At 63.5% G+C, this 13,767-nt stretch carries 16 protein-coding genes; 10 read left to right on the forward strand and 6 right to left on the reverse strand.

All coding sequences use genetic code 11. The features are described from left to right. Nucleotides 1–62 precede the first annotated feature (62 nt). Entirely contained in the window at nt 63–1,193 is a 1,131-nt protein-coding gene (locus tag AC1M7R_RS01400; protein ID WP_490610186.1) for an ATP-binding protein, read from the reverse strand. A 361-nt stretch (nt 1,194–1,554) separates the two neighbouring features. Between AC1M7R_RS01400 and AC1M7R_RS01405 the strand changes: the two genes are divergently transcribed. Next, nucleotides 1,555–2,445, forward strand: a complete 891-nt coding sequence (locus AC1M7R_RS01405) for an EamA family transporter (RefSeq protein ID WP_231991134.1) — start codon at nt 1,555–1,557, stop codon at nt 2,443–2,445. 212 nt (nt 2,446–2,657) lie between these two features. Beyond that, nucleotides 2,658–3,518: a CAP domain-containing protein gene (locus AC1M7R_RS01410; protein ID WP_072392932.1), complete on the forward strand. Its 861-nt coding sequence runs from the start codon at nt 2,658–2,660 to the stop codon at nt 3,516–3,518. Between the two features lie 7 nt (nt 3,519–3,525). On the opposite strand, the gene AC1M7R_RS01415 is transcribed toward AC1M7R_RS01410, so the two are convergent. Together AC1M7R_RS01415 and ggt are read right to left on the reverse strand one after the other, a co-directional pair. Then, nucleotides 3,526–4,059: a cysteine hydrolase family protein gene (locus AC1M7R_RS01415; RefSeq protein WP_072392929.1), complete on the reverse strand. Its 534-nt coding sequence runs from the start codon at nt 4,057–4,059 to the stop codon at nt 3,526–3,528. 18 nt (nt 4,060–4,077) lie between these two features. Further along, on the reverse strand, nt 4,078–5,805 hold the full coding sequence (gene ggt / locus AC1M7R_RS01420) for a gamma-glutamyltransferase (protein ID WP_072392926.1): 1,728 nt from the start codon (nt 5,803–5,805) through the stop codon (nt 4,078–4,080). A gap of 163 nt (nt 5,806–5,968) precedes the next feature. Here ggt and AC1M7R_RS01425 point away from each other — a divergent pair, with 163 nt between their 5' ends. After that, nucleotides 5,969–6,403: a GNAT family N-acetyltransferase gene (locus tag AC1M7R_RS01425; protein WP_072392923.1), complete on the forward strand. Its 435-nt coding sequence runs from the start codon at nt 5,969–5,971 to the stop codon at nt 6,401–6,403. 155 nt (nt 6,404–6,558) lie between these two features. On the opposite strand, the gene AC1M7R_RS01430 is transcribed toward AC1M7R_RS01425, so the two are convergent. Then, nucleotides 6,559–6,909: a hypothetical protein gene (locus AC1M7R_RS01430; RefSeq protein WP_072458339.1), complete on the reverse strand. Its 351-nt coding sequence runs from the start codon at nt 6,907–6,909 to the stop codon at nt 6,559–6,561. A gap of 137 nt (nt 6,910–7,046) precedes the next feature. On the opposite strand from AC1M7R_RS01430, the gene AC1M7R_RS01435 reads away from it, so the two are divergent. The 7 genes from AC1M7R_RS01435 to AC1M7R_RS01465 all read left to right on the forward strand — a co-directional run bounded on the left by AC1M7R_RS01435 (nt 7,047) and on the right by AC1M7R_RS01465 (nt 11,012). Continuing rightward, nucleotides 7,047–7,376, forward strand: a complete 330-nt coding sequence (locus tag AC1M7R_RS01435) for a DUF6388 family protein (protein WP_072392917.1) — start codon at nt 7,047–7,049, stop codon at nt 7,374–7,376. 165 nt (nt 7,377–7,541) lie between these two features. Continuing rightward, nucleotides 7,542–7,934, forward strand: a complete 393-nt coding sequence (gene tusD, locus AC1M7R_RS01440; RefSeq protein ID WP_072393073.1) for a sulfurtransferase complex subunit TusD — start codon at nt 7,542–7,544, stop codon at nt 7,932–7,934. Continuing rightward, nucleotides 7,934–8,296, forward strand: coding sequence for a sulfurtransferase complex subunit TusC (gene tusC, locus AC1M7R_RS01445; RefSeq protein WP_072430634.1), 363 nt, complete (start codon nt 7,934–7,936; stop codon nt 8,294–8,296). Before tusD ends, tusC begins: the two co-directional genes overlap by 1 nt. Continuing rightward, nucleotides 8,296–8,589 (forward strand): sulfurtransferase complex subunit TusB, encoded by a 294-nt coding sequence (tusB, locus tag AC1M7R_RS01450; protein WP_072458337.1) that lies wholly within the window; start codon nt 8,296–8,298, stop codon nt 8,587–8,589. Before tusC ends, tusB begins: the two co-directional genes overlap by 1 nt. Then, the gene (locus tag AC1M7R_RS01455) at nt 8,586–8,921 is read left to right on the forward strand and encodes a TusE/DsrC/DsvC family sulfur relay protein (protein ID WP_072392908.1); all 336 of its coding nucleotides are present in this window, start codon (nt 8,586–8,588) and stop codon (nt 8,919–8,921) included. Before tusB ends, AC1M7R_RS01455 begins: the two co-directional genes overlap by 4 nt. Continuing rightward, on the forward strand, nt 8,918–9,919 hold the full coding sequence (locus tag AC1M7R_RS01460; protein ID WP_072392905.1) for a glycosyl transferase family protein: 1,002 nt from the start codon (nt 8,918–8,920) through the stop codon (nt 9,917–9,919). The genes AC1M7R_RS01455 and AC1M7R_RS01460 overlap by 4 nt, the downstream gene beginning before the upstream one ends. An 88-nt stretch (nt 9,920–10,007) precedes the next feature. Then, nucleotides 10,008–11,012, forward strand: a complete 1,005-nt coding sequence (locus tag AC1M7R_RS01465; RefSeq protein ID WP_072458336.1) for a glutathione S-transferase family protein — start codon at nt 10,008–10,010, stop codon at nt 11,010–11,012. 68 nt (nt 11,013–11,080) lie between these two features. On the opposite strand, the gene cysG is transcribed toward AC1M7R_RS01465, so the two are convergent. Continuing rightward, nucleotides 11,081–12,475 carry a siroheme synthase CysG gene (gene cysG / locus AC1M7R_RS01470; RefSeq protein ID WP_072430638.1) on the reverse strand — a complete coding sequence of 465 codons (1,395 nt, stop codon included), beginning with the start codon at nt 12,473–12,475 and terminating at the stop codon, nt 11,081–11,083. Next, nucleotides 12,476–13,756, reverse strand: a complete 1,281-nt coding sequence (gene serS / locus AC1M7R_RS01475; protein ID WP_072458335.1) for a serine--tRNA ligase — start codon at nt 13,754–13,756, stop codon at nt 12,476–12,478. It abuts the gene before it with no gap. Nucleotides 13,757–13,767: the final 11 nt, after the last annotated feature.

Here is a 13,767-nt window from a genome sequence, read left to right on the forward strand (position 1 = left end):
CGCCAGTTTTACCGCGTGATAAGACATCGTACAAGTTAATATCCTGCGTCCCGCCATACGCCTCAAACCTGGCTGAGCGGGATGCGTACAGTGAACGTAGTGCCGGCCCGCGCTTGGGAATGTACCTCGATAATGCCCTGGTGGGCCGATACGATCGCCGAGGCGATGTGAAGTCCCAGCCCCAGGCCAGCCGTGGGTCCGTATTGCATGTCACCGCTGCGCAGTTGACGGACCAGGGGATTGAAAATGCTGGCAAGGGCATCTTTTTCAATGATCTTGCCTTGGTTATTGATCGCAATGACCCCTTCATCCCCTTCCCGGCTCAGGGAAACCGTGATCGGTGCGCCTTCTGTCCCATGCTGCACGGCATTGCCGATCAGGTTGGAGAACACCTGCTCCATTCGCGCCGGGTCGAACATCCCGTCGAGGGCACCACGCGGTTCGAAGAGGATGGTGCTTTCCGGATGGTAGGCGCGCGCCTCCTCCACCATGCCTTCGCACGCCGCGACCAGGTCTCCCCTGAAGCGCTGCACCGGTATGCCGGCCCCCAGCTGGGTGCGGGTGAAATCCAGCAGATCGCCGACGATCTTGTTGGCACGCTTGACACTGGTGTAGATGCGCGAAGAAATCTTGGTGGCCTTGGCAGGCAGGTCGCCCGCGCGCAGGAGCACTTCAGAGCCCAGCAGTATGGCACCCAACGGGCTGCGCAGATCATGCCCGAGGATCCCGAGAAACATATTGCGCGCCGCATCCACCGCCCCCGAGTAGCTCACGACGGACTCCGCCAAGGCCTGGTCCACGGCCTCGTTGAAGCGAATCACATCGGACATCGCCTGCTCTTGCTGCAACGGGGCCTGCGGCATCCACAGCATCAACACACTGGTGCGTAGCGCACGGTATTCCGAGACCATCTGTTCCACGGTGAAACCGGAGGACTGGCGAATGACGGCGTGGGTTTCGGCCGCGGTTTCGACATCCGTCGCCGGGGCGTCGCCGTGGGATTTGGCGATCTGCTCCTCGGTGGTCTGGGCGGTGCGCAAGTCAATGGCGATGGCCCGCAACATTTGCTCGGCATGGTCGCGCAGTGCCACCGAATCCATGCCGATCGAAGCCGGCGTTATGGTCCTGGCGAAATCTTCCCAAGCCTGGAGGATCGGTTCGATATTGTGCTCGATGAAATCGGCCAGGCGCATGGGTCGCTCCGTGAGAAGGTCAGATGGACCGGAGCGGAAAACAACGCAGCGGTCAGTTGTTGTACAGCAAATCGCCGATGGACGCGTCGGTATCCGCGGAAAGTCAGGCCCTCTGCACCCTTGCCCCACGACGCGGGGTGTCCACGGCTCGAGGTTGACGGTGCACGCCCTCGGGATTCGAGACTTGTCTCTTTGCGTCTGTTTCGGTACAAGACCAAGTCATACGACAACCTATAACTAAAAATTGTCCGAAGCCTATCCGCCTCGGCGTCCCGCCTTTGAGATATCTGCCATGACCCGCTCCTCTGCCGACACCCCCACCCCGTTTCCCCGTCACCTCGCGGTGCTGATCCTGTTGTGCATGGGCTGCGCCTTCGCCGGCAACCATGTCGCGGCGCGGGCGGCTTTCGATGACGGTGCCGGGGTGTTGCTGGCGATCCTGCTGCGCTCGGGCGGGACGCTGTTGGTACTGGCAACCATCGTTCTGTGGCAACGGCAGAGCTTGCGCCTGCCGGTCGGCGCATGGCGCTGGCAACTGGTCCTCGGCCTGTTGATCGCTGCCCAGAGCCTTTGCCTGTATTCAGCCGTGGCGCGAGTGCCGGTGGCGCTGGCGCTGTTGGTGGGCAACCTGTTTCCGATCCTGCTGGCCCTGTTGACCTGGGCCCTCGGCGGCCCCCGCCCCACCGCCCGGACGGCGGCCTTGATGGGCATGATCCTGGTCGGCCTGGTGTTCGTGCTGGAGGTGCCGTCGCGATTGTCGTCCCAGGCGGATGTCGGCCCGCAATGGCTGCTGGGCGTCGGCCTGGCATTCTGCGCCGCGTGCGTCTTCGCGTGTGCGTTGTGGATCACCGATCACAAGCTGTCCCAGGTGCGCGGCTCGGTGCGCAGCCTGCTGACGATTTTCATCGTGTTCAGCAGCGTCAACCTGGCCGGCCTGACGGGCGCCCTGCCCGGCGGCCTCGACCTGCCCGCGACCCATGTGGGCTGGTTGGCCCTGGCCACGCTGGTGGTGCTCTATGGCACAGGGTTCATCGTGCTGTTCATGTGCGTGCCGCGCCTGGACATGCCGCGCAATGCGCCGGTGATGAACATCGAACCGCTGGCGACCCTGCTCATCGGCTGGCTGGTGCTGGACCAGATGCTCAATCCCGGCCAGGTGCTCGGCGGCGCGATCGTGGTGACAGGCATCGTGTTGCTGACCTGGCGCAAGGCCGAGCGGATCAAGGCGCCGATGGCCGAAGCAGCGAAGTGAATGCCATTCTCTCCCGTCCCCCGCTCCCGCATCGCCCCCCCTGGGCGCCCTTGCGACAGGGCGGCATTCAGGCGTCATGCATTTAATCCTCGCCCCTTCTGAAACCAGTTTGAAAATCCACAGTCCTACCCCAGCCCGGAACCACAGGTTTGCGGGCTGATCGGCGCCCTCCGCGGCGTTCCAGCAATCCCGTCCTCCAGAGCTGTTCATTCATGCGCCACTCGGTTCTCTCTCGCCGTTTTGCCTCGCTGTGTCTCCCGTTCCTGCTTCCTCTGTCCGCCAGCCCGGCCCATGCCCGGGGTGAAGGGCAACTGGTGAACGCCATCAATGACTACCGCAGCCAGTCCCATCGATGCGAATGGCGAACGATGCGCGCCGCCCCGCCCCTGGTGTTGCGTGCCAAGCTGGCCTTGCCGATCGGCTTTCGGGGCGGTCTGCGCGAAACCCTGATGGACGAAGGCTACCAGGCCCGGACCGTGCGCAGCATCCGCCTGACCGACGCACGGGATGCCGACGAAGCGTTCGAGATACTGGCGGAAGAACATTGCTCGGCGCTACTGGACAGCCAGTACGCGGACATTGGCATCAATCGGATCGGGGATGAATGGCGCGTGGTATTGGCGCAGCCCTTGGGCGGTGCGCGCATGAGTGACGAGGCGCCGGCGGACAAATCACTGCTGGCCCAGGTCAATGCCGCCAGGGCCAAGCCCCGGATGTGTGGTCGCCAGCGCTTCGCGGCGGCTCGACCGTTGAGCTGGAATGCCGCGCTGGGCACCGCTGCCGAAGGTCACAGCCGGGCCATGGCGCGTGGCAACTACTTCTCCCACCGCGACCCCGATGGCCGCTCCACCTCCGACCGGGCCAAGAGCGCCGGCTTTCGTGGGCGCAAACTCGGCGAGAACATCGCCGCCGGCCAACGCACGCCGAGCCAGGCCATGCGCGACTGGCTTGCCAGCCCCGGGCATTGCGCCAACTTGATGAACCCGATGTTCACCCAGGTCGGCGCGGCCTCCGCCAGCAACTCGCGCAGCGATGCGGGGGTCTACTGGACCATGGTCTTCGGCGCGCCCTGACGGCCTGCTACAGGCGCACCTCAGCGACCGGTACTACGTCGATCCGCGATACCGCGCTGCTTAGCCGCCCCAGCCGATGGTTGTGATCGGCGATGATCTGTTCGGCCGCCATGCTGCCGTTATCCACCGTCGAATGGGCGTCGGCGGCCAGGACCACCTCGTATCCCAGGGCATGCGCCTGGCGCACCGTGGCATTGATGCAGTAGTCGGTCTGCAGCCCGCAAATCACCACGCGATCGATGCCCCGGGCCTGCAACAGGGCCAGCAGATCGGTCTGGTAGAACGCATCCGCAGCGGTCTTGCGCACCCGCAGGTCGTCCGCGCCGGTGACCAGCCCATCGGCCAGTTGCCAGGCGGCACTGCCGTAGGTCAGTGAGCCGTCCAGTTCTTCATGCTGGACCAGGATCACCGGCAAGCCGAGGGCCCGGGCCCTGGCACTGAGCTCGTTGATGGTCCGGACCAGGCGTTCACTGCCGAAGCACTCTTCTTGGCCGGCACACAACCCGCTCTGGACGTCGATGATCAGCAATGCCGTGTTCATGTCTTGCTCTTCCAATGGTCAATAGCCCAGGGACAGCCCTGTATTGCGGCGTGGATCGTTGGCGCCGTAGAAACGATTCTTGCCCACCGGCTTGCCTCCCAGCGACGGGGCGCCCACCAGGATCGCGGCGATATGGTTCGGGTCCTGGGGCCCTGCGAACTTGTGCCCCCAGCTTTCGAGGATCTTCTGCGTGTCGGGGCTGGCGGCGAAGGTTTCCAGGTTGGTTTCTTCCGGCATCCACTGTTGATGGAAGCGCGGCGCATCCACCGCTTCCTGCAGATTCATGCCGTAGTCGATGACATTGAGGATCGTCAGCAAGGTCGCGGTGATGATACGGCTGCCACCGGGCGTGCCCACCACCATGACAGTCTTGCCGTCCTTGGTGACGATGGTCGGGCTCATGGACGACAGCGGAGCCTTGCCCGGTGCGATGGCGTTGGCTTCTCCCTGCACCAGGCCGTACATGTTGGGTACCCCGACCTTGGCGGTGAAGTCATCCATCTCATCGTTGAGGATCACCCCGGTCTTGCTCGCCATGACTCCGGCACCGAACCAGTCGTTGAGGGTATAGGTGACCGAAACCGCGTTGCCCCACCGATCGACGATCGAATAGTGGGTGGTGTTACTGCCTTCGTGGGGCGCCACGCCGGGCTTGATCTTCTGTGAGTCACCGGCCTTCTGCGGTTCGATGGCGGCCCGCAGCTTGGCGGCGTAGTTCTTGTCCAGCAGATGGTCGATGGGGTTCTGCACGAAGTCCGGGTCGCCCAGGTAGCTGTTGCGGTCCACGTAGGCGTGACGCATGGCTTCGATCTGGTAATGCATGCCCTGGGCCGAATGGAAGCCCAGCTCCTTCATGGGATAGCCATCGAGGATGTTCATGATCTGGCACAGCACCACGCCGCCGGAACTGGGCGGTGGCGCCGAGATGATGTGGTAGCCGCGATAGTCACACTCCACCGGGGCCAGTTCTCGGGTCTTGTACTTGTCCAGGTCGGCCTGGGTGATGATGCCTTTGTTGGCCTGGCTGGACGTCACGAGGGCGTCGGCGACCCAGCCTTTATAGAAGCCGTCGGCGCCCTTGGCCGAGATTTCCCGCAGGGTCCTGGCGAGGTCCTTTTGCACCAGCTTCTGGCCGACCTGCATCGGCTCGCCGTTATGCAGGAAGATCGCGCCGGAGTCGCGCATGTCCTTCCTGAACAGATCGGTGGCGGTCTCCAGCAGTTCCACATCGCCCTGCTCCAGGGTGAAACCTTCATCGGCCAGACGGATGGCCGGCGCCATCAGCTCCGCCCGAGGCATGCTGCCGTATTTCTGCAGGGCCAGTTCCATGCCGGAAACCGTGCCGGGCACACCCACCGCCAGGTGCCCGCGGGTGCTGAGTTCGGGGATGACGTTACCGTCCTTGTCCAGGTACATGTCGGCGGTGGCGGCCAACGGGGCTTTCTCGCGAAAATCCAGGAACGTCTTGCGCCCATCGGCCAGTTGCAGGGTCATGAACCCACCGCCGCCCAGGTTACCGGCCGCCGGATACACCACCGCCAGGGCATACCCCACCGCCACCGCCGCATCCACGGCATTGCCACCTTTCTTGAGCACATCGACGCCGACATGGGTCGCCAGGTGCTGGGCGGTGACCACCATGCCGTTTTCGGCGGCGACGGGGGCCTGGGACGCGGATTGCGCAGGCAAGCCGCTCAAAGTCAGGGAGGTGGCGACAAGGATCCGGGCAAAGGATTGGAACTTCATGAGTCGGTCTCTTCTTGTTTTAAGGGTCAGGATCGCATCAAGGGCATCAGGCAGTATGGCCCGGTTTACGAAATCCGCCCGTGCGCCGTCGACCGAGTGACGTCACGCAAGCCTTTGGGATAGGCTCGTACGGCTTGCCACCCCATGCCCAAGGACATCGCCGATGACGCTGCGAATCGAACGTACGGACACCCCCACCGCTGAAGAACGCGAGGCCATCCTGGCGCCGCTGCGCAGCTACAACGTCTCCCAGGCCGGCGACGGCGCATCGCAACTGGTGGCATGGCTGGTGCGGGACGAGCAAAGCGATGAGATCCTGGGCGGCCTCTACGGGCGCCTGTTCTATCGCTGGCTGTTCATCGAATTGTTGTCGGTGCCGCAAGAGGCTCGGGGACAAGGCCTGGGCAGTGAACTGATGCAGTTGGCCGAAACCCTGGCGAGGGAGCAGGATTGCATCGGTATCTGGCTGGACACCTTCGATTTCCAGGCGCCGACGTTCTATCGCAAGCTCGGTTTCACCGCCTGCGGACAGATCGACGACTACCCACCGGGTCACACGCGTTTCTTTTTCCAGAAACGCCTGCTTCCCGCCGATTGATACGCGATGCGGATGGAAGCGGGCTGCGGAGCGGGCATTGCTTTTGTTCGAGCCAATTATCCTGAGCCCTGGCGATGACAGGACTCGGATCATTCGCTGAAACGGGCCAGCGTTTGAGGGCTCTGCGCAGAATCCGCAGCGTTGGTGCGAGCGCTCTACAAGCAGGTCGCCAGCGCCGCCAACCGGCGCTTGGCCACGAAATCGTCGTGCCGGGCGTAATAGTTCAATGTCGTGCCGGTGGCGTCGGTCTGCAGGTCGACAAAGGATTCGGCGGAACGGGTATACACCGTCGAGCCACCTTTCTTGCCCGGTTGCAGGTAGGCGCCGGCGTCCTCGCCGAACACCGCTTCATCCTGCCAGGAGAACTGCACGCACTGGGCCACGACCTGTTCCGGCTTGTCGGACGTCATGGTCTTGTAAGGGGCTTGCGTCCTGGCCTGGTTCATCGCCGAGCCTGCGCAGCCTGCCAGCAGGGTCGCGGCCAGGGCCACCGTCAACATTCGCATTGCGTTCACTCATCGAAAAAAAGCGGACTGTAGCACTGCGACCCTTGCCTTCGTGCTGCTTTACTCAAATTTATACGGGACAGAGGGCAACGATTCGCGCAACCTGTGAGACTTCTCGCAATCCCAAAGGAGTGACCATGGCGGCAAGCGAACAGCAACATGAACGGGCCTTGGACAGATTCCTCGATGAGCGTCCCGAACTGCGTGTGGAACTGGATAACCTCAACCCGCTGCTGGCCCAGGCCAAGGGCGAGACACCGGCGCAGTACCGTGCCGAGCGGCTGCATGAAGCGTTCGAAGCCGAGGCCGAGCGCCTGGGCCTGTTCGCTTGGGAACTGACCCTGCAACTGACCGCCGCCTCACCCCAGGACTACCAGGTGCAGCGCCTGGAAGTGCATAAGGAAGTGGCGGAAATGGCAGGAATGGACTGGGAAGAATATTGCGAGCTGCATGGCCTCGAGCAGTAGCCCGAATGGACTGGGTATCATCTCTGGCGCGGGGTGGCGCGACGTTTCGCTAAACTCCCTCGCCACACAGCCTTCAAACCACGTCCCTTGTGTTGAATCGCCTGGCAATCGCCGCTGCGCCCATAAAGCTTTATCATGGCCGCAGTTTTGCTCATCGGGTCTGTCATGAAGTTCGCCATCGCGCTGTTTTCCGCCGCCCACGCCCCCTCCTCGCGCCGCGCCTTGCTGTTCGCCCAGGCCGCGCTGGCCGGCGGGCACGAGATCGTGCGGCTGTTTTTCTATCAGGACGGCGTCCATAACGCCGACAGCGGCGTGGTCACGCCACAGGACGAACAGGACTTGCCCCGGCAATGGCGCGCCTTCGTCAGCGATAACCGACTCGACGGCGTGGTGTGCATCGCCGCGGCATTGCGCCGTGGCGTGCTGGACGAAGACGAAGCCCGGCGCTACCAGCGTTCGGCGGTCAGCGTCGAGGCGCCTTGGGCCTTGTCCGGGTTGGGCCAGTTGCACGATGCGATCCAGGATGCCGACCGTTTGATCTGCTTTGGAGGCGCGTGATGGCCAAGTCCCTGCTGCTCATCAGCCGCCAGTCCCCGTGGTCGGGTCCCGGTGCCCGGGAAGCCCTGGATATCGTGCTGGCCGGTGGTGCGTTCGACCTGCCCATTGGCCTGCTCTTTCTCGATGACGGTGTGCTCCAGCTGCTCGCCGGCCAGGATGCCAGGGCCGTCCAGCAGAAAGACCTCAGCGCGAACCTGCAGGCTTTGCCGATGTTCGGCGTGGAAGCGCTCTTCGTCTGCGCCGACAGTGCCGCCCGGCGCGGTATCGACACCGCGGCCCTGGCGCTGGACGACATGAAGGTGCTGACCGCCCGAGACATCACCGCTCTCATTGACCGTTACGACCAGGTGATCACGCTCTGATGTCGACTTTGCATGTGTTATCCCATTCGCCTTTCGGCGACGAGCGCTTCGGCAGTTGCCTGCGGATCCTGGGGAGCCAGGATGCGCTGCTGCTGTGTGGCGACGCGACTTATGCGTTGCAGCCCGGCACCCAGCCGTTCCAGGCCCTGCAAGCCCTCCATCAGCAGCGCTTCGTGCTTCTGGAAGATGCCCAGGCGCGTGGCCTGGCGATTGCGGACTGGATCGTGGCCATCGATTACCCGGCCTTCGTCGAACTGTCGGTCCGGCATGACAAGGTCAATACCTGGCTATGAATGTGCTGAACGTGGGCGATCGCGCCATCGCGCTGGACAAGGACGGCTACCTGGCCGACCGCAACGATTGGTCGGCCGACGTGGCCGCTGCCCTGGCGGCTGCCGAAGGCATGGAGCTGGGCCCCGAACACTGGGAAATCCTCGAGCTGTTGCGCAGCTTCTACGATGAGTTCCAGCTCTCTCCCGCCACCCGGCCGCTGATCAAGTACACCGCGCTGAAACTGGGGACGGAAAAAGGCAACAGCCTGCACCTGAACCGCTTGTTCAAAGGCACGCCCGCCAAACTCGCCGCCAGGCTGGCGGGCCTGCCCAAACCGACGAACTGCCTATGACCGACTTCCCATCGCTGACCCTCCAGACCCCGGCCGAACACCCATTCGCCCAGTTCGTGCGCATCCTCGGCAAAGGCAAGCGCGGTGCCCGCAACCTGACCCGCGAAGAAGCCCGGGAAGCCATGGGCATGGTGCTGGACGAAACGGTCGAGGATACCCAGCTGGGCGCCTTCCTGATGCTGTTGCGACACAAGGAAGAAAGCGCCGAGGAACTGGCCGGCTTCACCGAAGCCTTGCGCGAGCGCCTGGCGGTACCGGCCCTGGCCGTGGACCTGGACTGGCCGACCTACGCCGGCAAGAAACGTCACCTGCCGTGGTACCTGCTGGCGGCCAAATGCCTGGGACAGAACGGGGTGCGGATCTTCATGCATGGCGGCGGCGCCCATACGGCGGGCCGGCTTTACACCGAACAGTTGCTGCAATCGCTGCAGATTCCACTGTGCCGCGACTGGCCACAGGTCGGTGCCGCGCTGGACAACGGTGGCCTGGCCTTCATGCCGTTGGTGGACTGGGCACCCCGGATGCAGCATATGATCGACCTGCGCAATACCCTGGGCCTGCGCTCGCCGATCCATTCCCTGGCCCGCCTTCTCAACCCGCTGGGCGCCCGTTGCGGGCTGCAGAGCATCTTCCATCCCGGTTACCAGGCGGTGCATCGCCAGGCCAGTGGCCTGCTGGGAGACACGGCCATCGTCATCAAGGGCGACGGCGGCGAGATCGAGATCAACCCGGACGCCGACAATCATCTGTATGGCACCACTGGCGGCACGAGCTGGGATGAGGAATGGCCACGGCTGTCCGAGCAGCGCCACGTCAAGCCTGAAAGCCTCGACCCCGAACACCTCAAGGCGGTCTGGCGCGGCGAAGTGGAAGACAGCTACCCCCGACTCGCGTTGATCGCCACCATGGCCCTGGCCTTGCGCGGCCTGGGCCAGGCTCGCGAAGAAGCGTTCGAGAAGGCCCGGCACTATTGGGAAGCGCGAGATCGATCGATTTAATCGATCATCAACGCCCAACCTTTGCGCTTTTTGTTCGAACCTATCGGAATAGACTCGTCTCCAATGTGTATTGGCCGAGGAGATCGAGATGGGTTTGTTAGTCGAAGGCCGCTGGCAGGATCAGTGGTATGAAAGCAAGGACGGCACGTTCCAGCGCGAACAGGCGCAACGCCGTCACTGGATCACCGCCGACGGCAGCGCCGGTCCCACGGGTGATAGTGGATTTGCCGCCGAACCGGGGCGCTACCATCTGTATGTGTCCCTGGCCTGTCCCTGGGCTCATCGCACGCTGATCTTGCGCAAGCTCAAGGGCCTGCAAGAGCTGATCGACGTCTCGGTGGTCAGCTACCTGATGCTGGAGAACGGCTGGACCTTCGACAAGGCCCACGGCTCGACCGGCGACAAACTCGACAACCTGAGTTTCCTGCACCAGCGCTATACCGCCGATACGCCGGACTATACCGGCCGCGTCACCGTTCCAGCTCTGTGGGACAAACAACGGCAACGTATCGTCAGCAACGAATCGGCGGAGATCATCCGCATGTTCAACAGTGCGTTCGATGGCTTGACCGGCAATACCCTGGACCTCTACCCCGAACACTTGCGCAACGATATCGACGCGCTGAACGAGCGCATCTATCCGGCGGTAAACAACGGGGTCTATCGCGCCGGCTTCGCCACCACCCAACAAGCCTATGAGCAGGCATTCGACCAGCTGTTCGCCGAACTGGACCGACTGGAGGCGCTGTTGGGCCTGCAACGCTACTTGACCGGCGAATACCTCACCGAAGCGGATATCCGCCTGTTTACCACCATGATCCGTTTCGACGCGGTGTATTTCGGCCATTTCAAATGCAACCTGCGCCGCATTGCCGACTACCCGAACCTGTCGAACTGGCTGCGGGAGCTGTACCAGTGGCCGGGCATCGCCGACACCGTGGACTTCACCCACATCCAGCGTCATTACTATGGCAGCCACAAGACCATCAACCCCAACGGGATCGTACCCAAGGGGCCGCAGCAAGATTTCAGGGTTGCCCATGATCGGGGAAGGTTGAGTGGGAAAGGGATTTGGCGTGGGACTGAGGATTGATCCAGGATTTTTATTGCCTCTGAAGGCCAATCGCGAGCAGGCTCGCGATTGCAGGCAGCTCGGCCCTTCTAGACCTGCCCCTGAGCCCCTTCGAACCAGGCCAGCTTCTCGCGCAGTTGCACCACTTCCCCGACGATCACCAGGGTCGGCGCATGCACTTCGTGCTCGGCCACCAGCCGTGGCAAGTCCGCCAAAGTGCCGGTAAAGACCCGCTGGTTGGACGTGGTGCCTTGCTGGATCAACGCCGCCGGCGTATCCGCCGCGCGACCGTGCTTGATCAGCTCGTTGCAGATCATCGGCAGGCCGACCAAGCCCATGTAGAACACCAGGGTCTGGGCCGGTGAAACCAGGTCGGCCCATGGCAGGTCGCTGGTGCCGTCCTTGAGATGGCCCGTGATGAAACGCACCGATTGGGCGTAGTCGCGATGGGTCAGCGGGATCCCGGCGTAGGCCGCGCAACCACTGGCGGCGGTGATGCCGGGGACGACCTGGAACGGGATGCCATGGGCCGCCAGCTCTTCGATCTCCTCGCCACCACGGCCGAAGATGAACGGATCGCCGCCCTTCAACCGCACCACGCGCTTGCCCTGACGGGCCAGGTCGACCAATTGCTGGTTGATCTGGTCCTGAGGCACGGCGTGTTCGGCGCGGCGCTTGCCAACGTAGATGCGCTCGGCGTCGCGCCGGCACAGTTCGAGGATTGCCGGCGCCACCAGGCGGTCGTACAGCACCACGTCCGCCTGCTGCATCAAGCGCAAGGCGCGGAAGGTCAACAGGTCCGGATCACCCGGCCCGGCACCCACCAGATAGACTTCGCCCGGCGCGTTCGGCGCCTGGCCGTCGATCTTTTCCCGCAGCAAGCGCTCGGCTTCGCCGCCTTGCCCGGCCAGTTGACGGTCGGCGATAGGGCCTTGGAACACCTCTTCCCAGAACGCCCGGCGCTGCTGGACATCAGGAAACAGTTGCTTGACCTGATTGCGAAAACGCGCCGCCAGCCCGGCCAACTGCCCATAGGTCGAGGGAATCCAGGTTTCCAGCTTGGCCCGGATCAGCCGCGCCAGCACCGGCGCGTCGCCGCCACTGGACACCGCGATCACCAAGGGCGAGCGGTCGACGATCGCCGGGAAGATCACGCTGCACAGGGCCGGCGCGTCCACCACGTTGACCGGAACGCAACGCTTGTGGGCGTCGGCCGAGACCTGGGCATTGAGTGGTTCGTCGTCGGTGGCGGCAATGATCAGCCCGCAACCGTCCAGATCCGACTCCAGGTAACCGCGCTGGACACACTCGCCGCCGCTGCCACTGACCAGTTCCCGCAACTGCGGTTCGATGTCGGGTGCGACTACCCGCAGCAACGCGCCGGCATCGGCCAGCAGCCGGGATTTGCGCAAGGCAATTTCCCCGCCGCCCACCACCAGCACGCGGTTACCGCGCAGGTTATGGAACAGTGGCAGATAATCCATTTAACCGATGACCTCGATGCCGCCCATGTAGGGCTTCAACACCTCAGGCACGCGGATCGAACCGTCGGCCTGCTGGTAGTTCTCCAGTACGGCCACCAGGGTACGGCCCACCGCCAGGCCCGAGCCATTGAGGGTGTGGACCAGTTCCGGCTTGCCGGTTTCAGGGTTGCGGTAACGGGCCTGCATGCGACGGGCCTGGAAGTCGCCGCAGTTGGAGCACGAGGAAATCTCGCGGTACTTGTCCTGGCTCGGGATCCACACTTCCAGGTCGTAGGTCTTGACCGCGCTGAAGCCCATGTCACCCGTGCACAGGGCCAGGGTGCGATACGGCAGCTCCAGCAACTGCAGGACCTTCTCGGCGTTGGCAGTGAGGCTCTCCAGCGCGTCCATGGATTTCGAAGGCTCGACGATCTGCACCATCTCCACCTTGTCGAACTGATGCTGGCGGATCATGCCACGGGTATCGCGACCCGATGCGCCGGCTTCGCTGCGGAAGCATGGCGTATGGGCCACGAATTTGATCGGCAGTTGCTTGGCATCGACGATTTCGCCGGCGACGATGTTGGTCAGCGACACTTCGGCGGTGGGGATCAGGTACAGATCGGCTTCGCCTTCACGACCGATCTTGAACAGGTCTTCCTCGAACTTGGGCAGTTGGCCGGTGCCTTGCAGGGCCGGCGCCTGGACCAGGTACGGGGTGTAGGCTTCCTCGTAACCGTGCTCGGTGACGTGCAGGTTGATCATGAACTGTGCCAGGGCCCGGTGCAGACGGGCGATCGGCCCGCGCAACAGGGCAAAACGGGCGCCGGACAGCTTGGCGGCGGTCTCGAAATCCAGCCAGCCGAATTTCTCGCCCAGGGCCACGTGGTCCTGCACCGGGAAATCGAAGTTCTTTGGCGTGCCCCAGCGACGCACCTCGACATTGCCCTCTTCGTCTTCGCCGATCGGTACCGACTCGTGGGGCAGGTTCGGGATGCCCAGCAGGATCGAATCCAGCTCGGTCTGGATCTTGTCCAGGGCGATCTTGCCGTTGGCGAGCTCGGTTCCCATGCTCTCGACGTTCGCCATCAACGGCGCGATATCTTCGCCGCGCTGCTTGGCCTGGCCAATACTCTTGGAGATGGCGTTACGCTCGGCCTGCAGTTTTTCGGTCTGGGTCTGGACGCTCTTGCGCTGTTCTTCCAGCGTTTCGATGCGCGCGACATCCAGGACGAAGCCGCGGGAGGCCAGGCGATCCGCTACGTCCTGAAGGTTGCTACGTAACAGTTTGGAATCGAGCATGTCGGTCTCTC

Source organism: Pseudomonas sp. MS01C9, assembly GCF_058202755.1.

What these genes read in the sequence shown, in the direction of transcription:
- AC1M7R_RS01400 (WP_490610186.1), bottom strand. Translation starts at nt 1,193, where the DNA reads ATGCGCCTGGCCGATTTCATCGAGCACAATATCGAACCGATCCTCCAG.
- AC1M7R_RS01405 (WP_231991134.1), top strand. Translation starts at nt 1,555, where the DNA reads ATGGGCTGCGCCTTCGCCGGCAACCATGTCGCGGCGCGGGCGGCTTTC.
- AC1M7R_RS01410 (WP_072392932.1), top strand. Translation starts at nt 2,658, where the DNA reads ATGCGCCACTCGGTTCTCTCTCGCCGTTTTGCCTCGCTGTGTCTCCCG.
- AC1M7R_RS01415 (WP_072392929.1), bottom strand. Translation starts at nt 4,059, where the DNA reads ATGAACACGGCATTGCTGATCATCGACGTCCAGAGCGGGTTGTGTGCC.
- ggt (WP_072392926.1), bottom strand. Translation starts at nt 5,805, where the DNA reads ATGAAGTTCCAATCCTTTGCCCGGATCCTTGTCGCCACCTCCCTGACT.
- AC1M7R_RS01425 (WP_072392923.1), top strand. Translation starts at nt 5,969, where the DNA reads ATGACGCTGCGAATCGAACGTACGGACACCCCCACCGCTGAAGAACGC.
- AC1M7R_RS01430 (WP_072458339.1), bottom strand. Translation starts at nt 6,909, where the DNA reads ATGCGAATGTTGACGGTGGCCCTGGCCGCGACCCTGCTGGCAGGCTGC.
- AC1M7R_RS01435 (WP_072392917.1), top strand. Translation starts at nt 7,047, where the DNA reads ATGGCGGCAAGCGAACAGCAACATGAACGGGCCTTGGACAGATTCCTC.
- tusD (WP_072393073.1), top strand. Translation starts at nt 7,542, where the DNA reads ATGAAGTTCGCCATCGCGCTGTTTTCCGCCGCCCACGCCCCCTCCTCG.
- tusC (WP_072430634.1), top strand. Translation starts at nt 7,934, where the DNA reads ATGGCCAAGTCCCTGCTGCTCATCAGCCGCCAGTCCCCGTGGTCGGGT.
- tusB (WP_072458337.1), top strand. Translation starts at nt 8,296, where the DNA reads ATGTCGACTTTGCATGTGTTATCCCATTCGCCTTTCGGCGACGAGCGC.
- AC1M7R_RS01455 (WP_072392908.1), top strand. Translation starts at nt 8,586, where the DNA reads ATGAATGTGCTGAACGTGGGCGATCGCGCCATCGCGCTGGACAAGGAC.
- AC1M7R_RS01460 (WP_072392905.1), top strand. Translation starts at nt 8,918, where the DNA reads ATGACCGACTTCCCATCGCTGACCCTCCAGACCCCGGCCGAACACCCA.
- AC1M7R_RS01465 (WP_072458336.1), top strand. Translation starts at nt 10,008, where the DNA reads ATGGGTTTGTTAGTCGAAGGCCGCTGGCAGGATCAGTGGTATGAAAGC.
- cysG (WP_072430638.1), bottom strand. Translation starts at nt 12,475, where the DNA reads ATGGATTATCTGCCACTGTTCCATAACCTGCGCGGTAACCGCGTGCTG.
- serS (WP_072458335.1), bottom strand. Translation starts at nt 13,756, where the DNA reads ATGCTCGATTCCAAACTGTTACGTAGCAACCTTCAGGACGTAGCGGAT.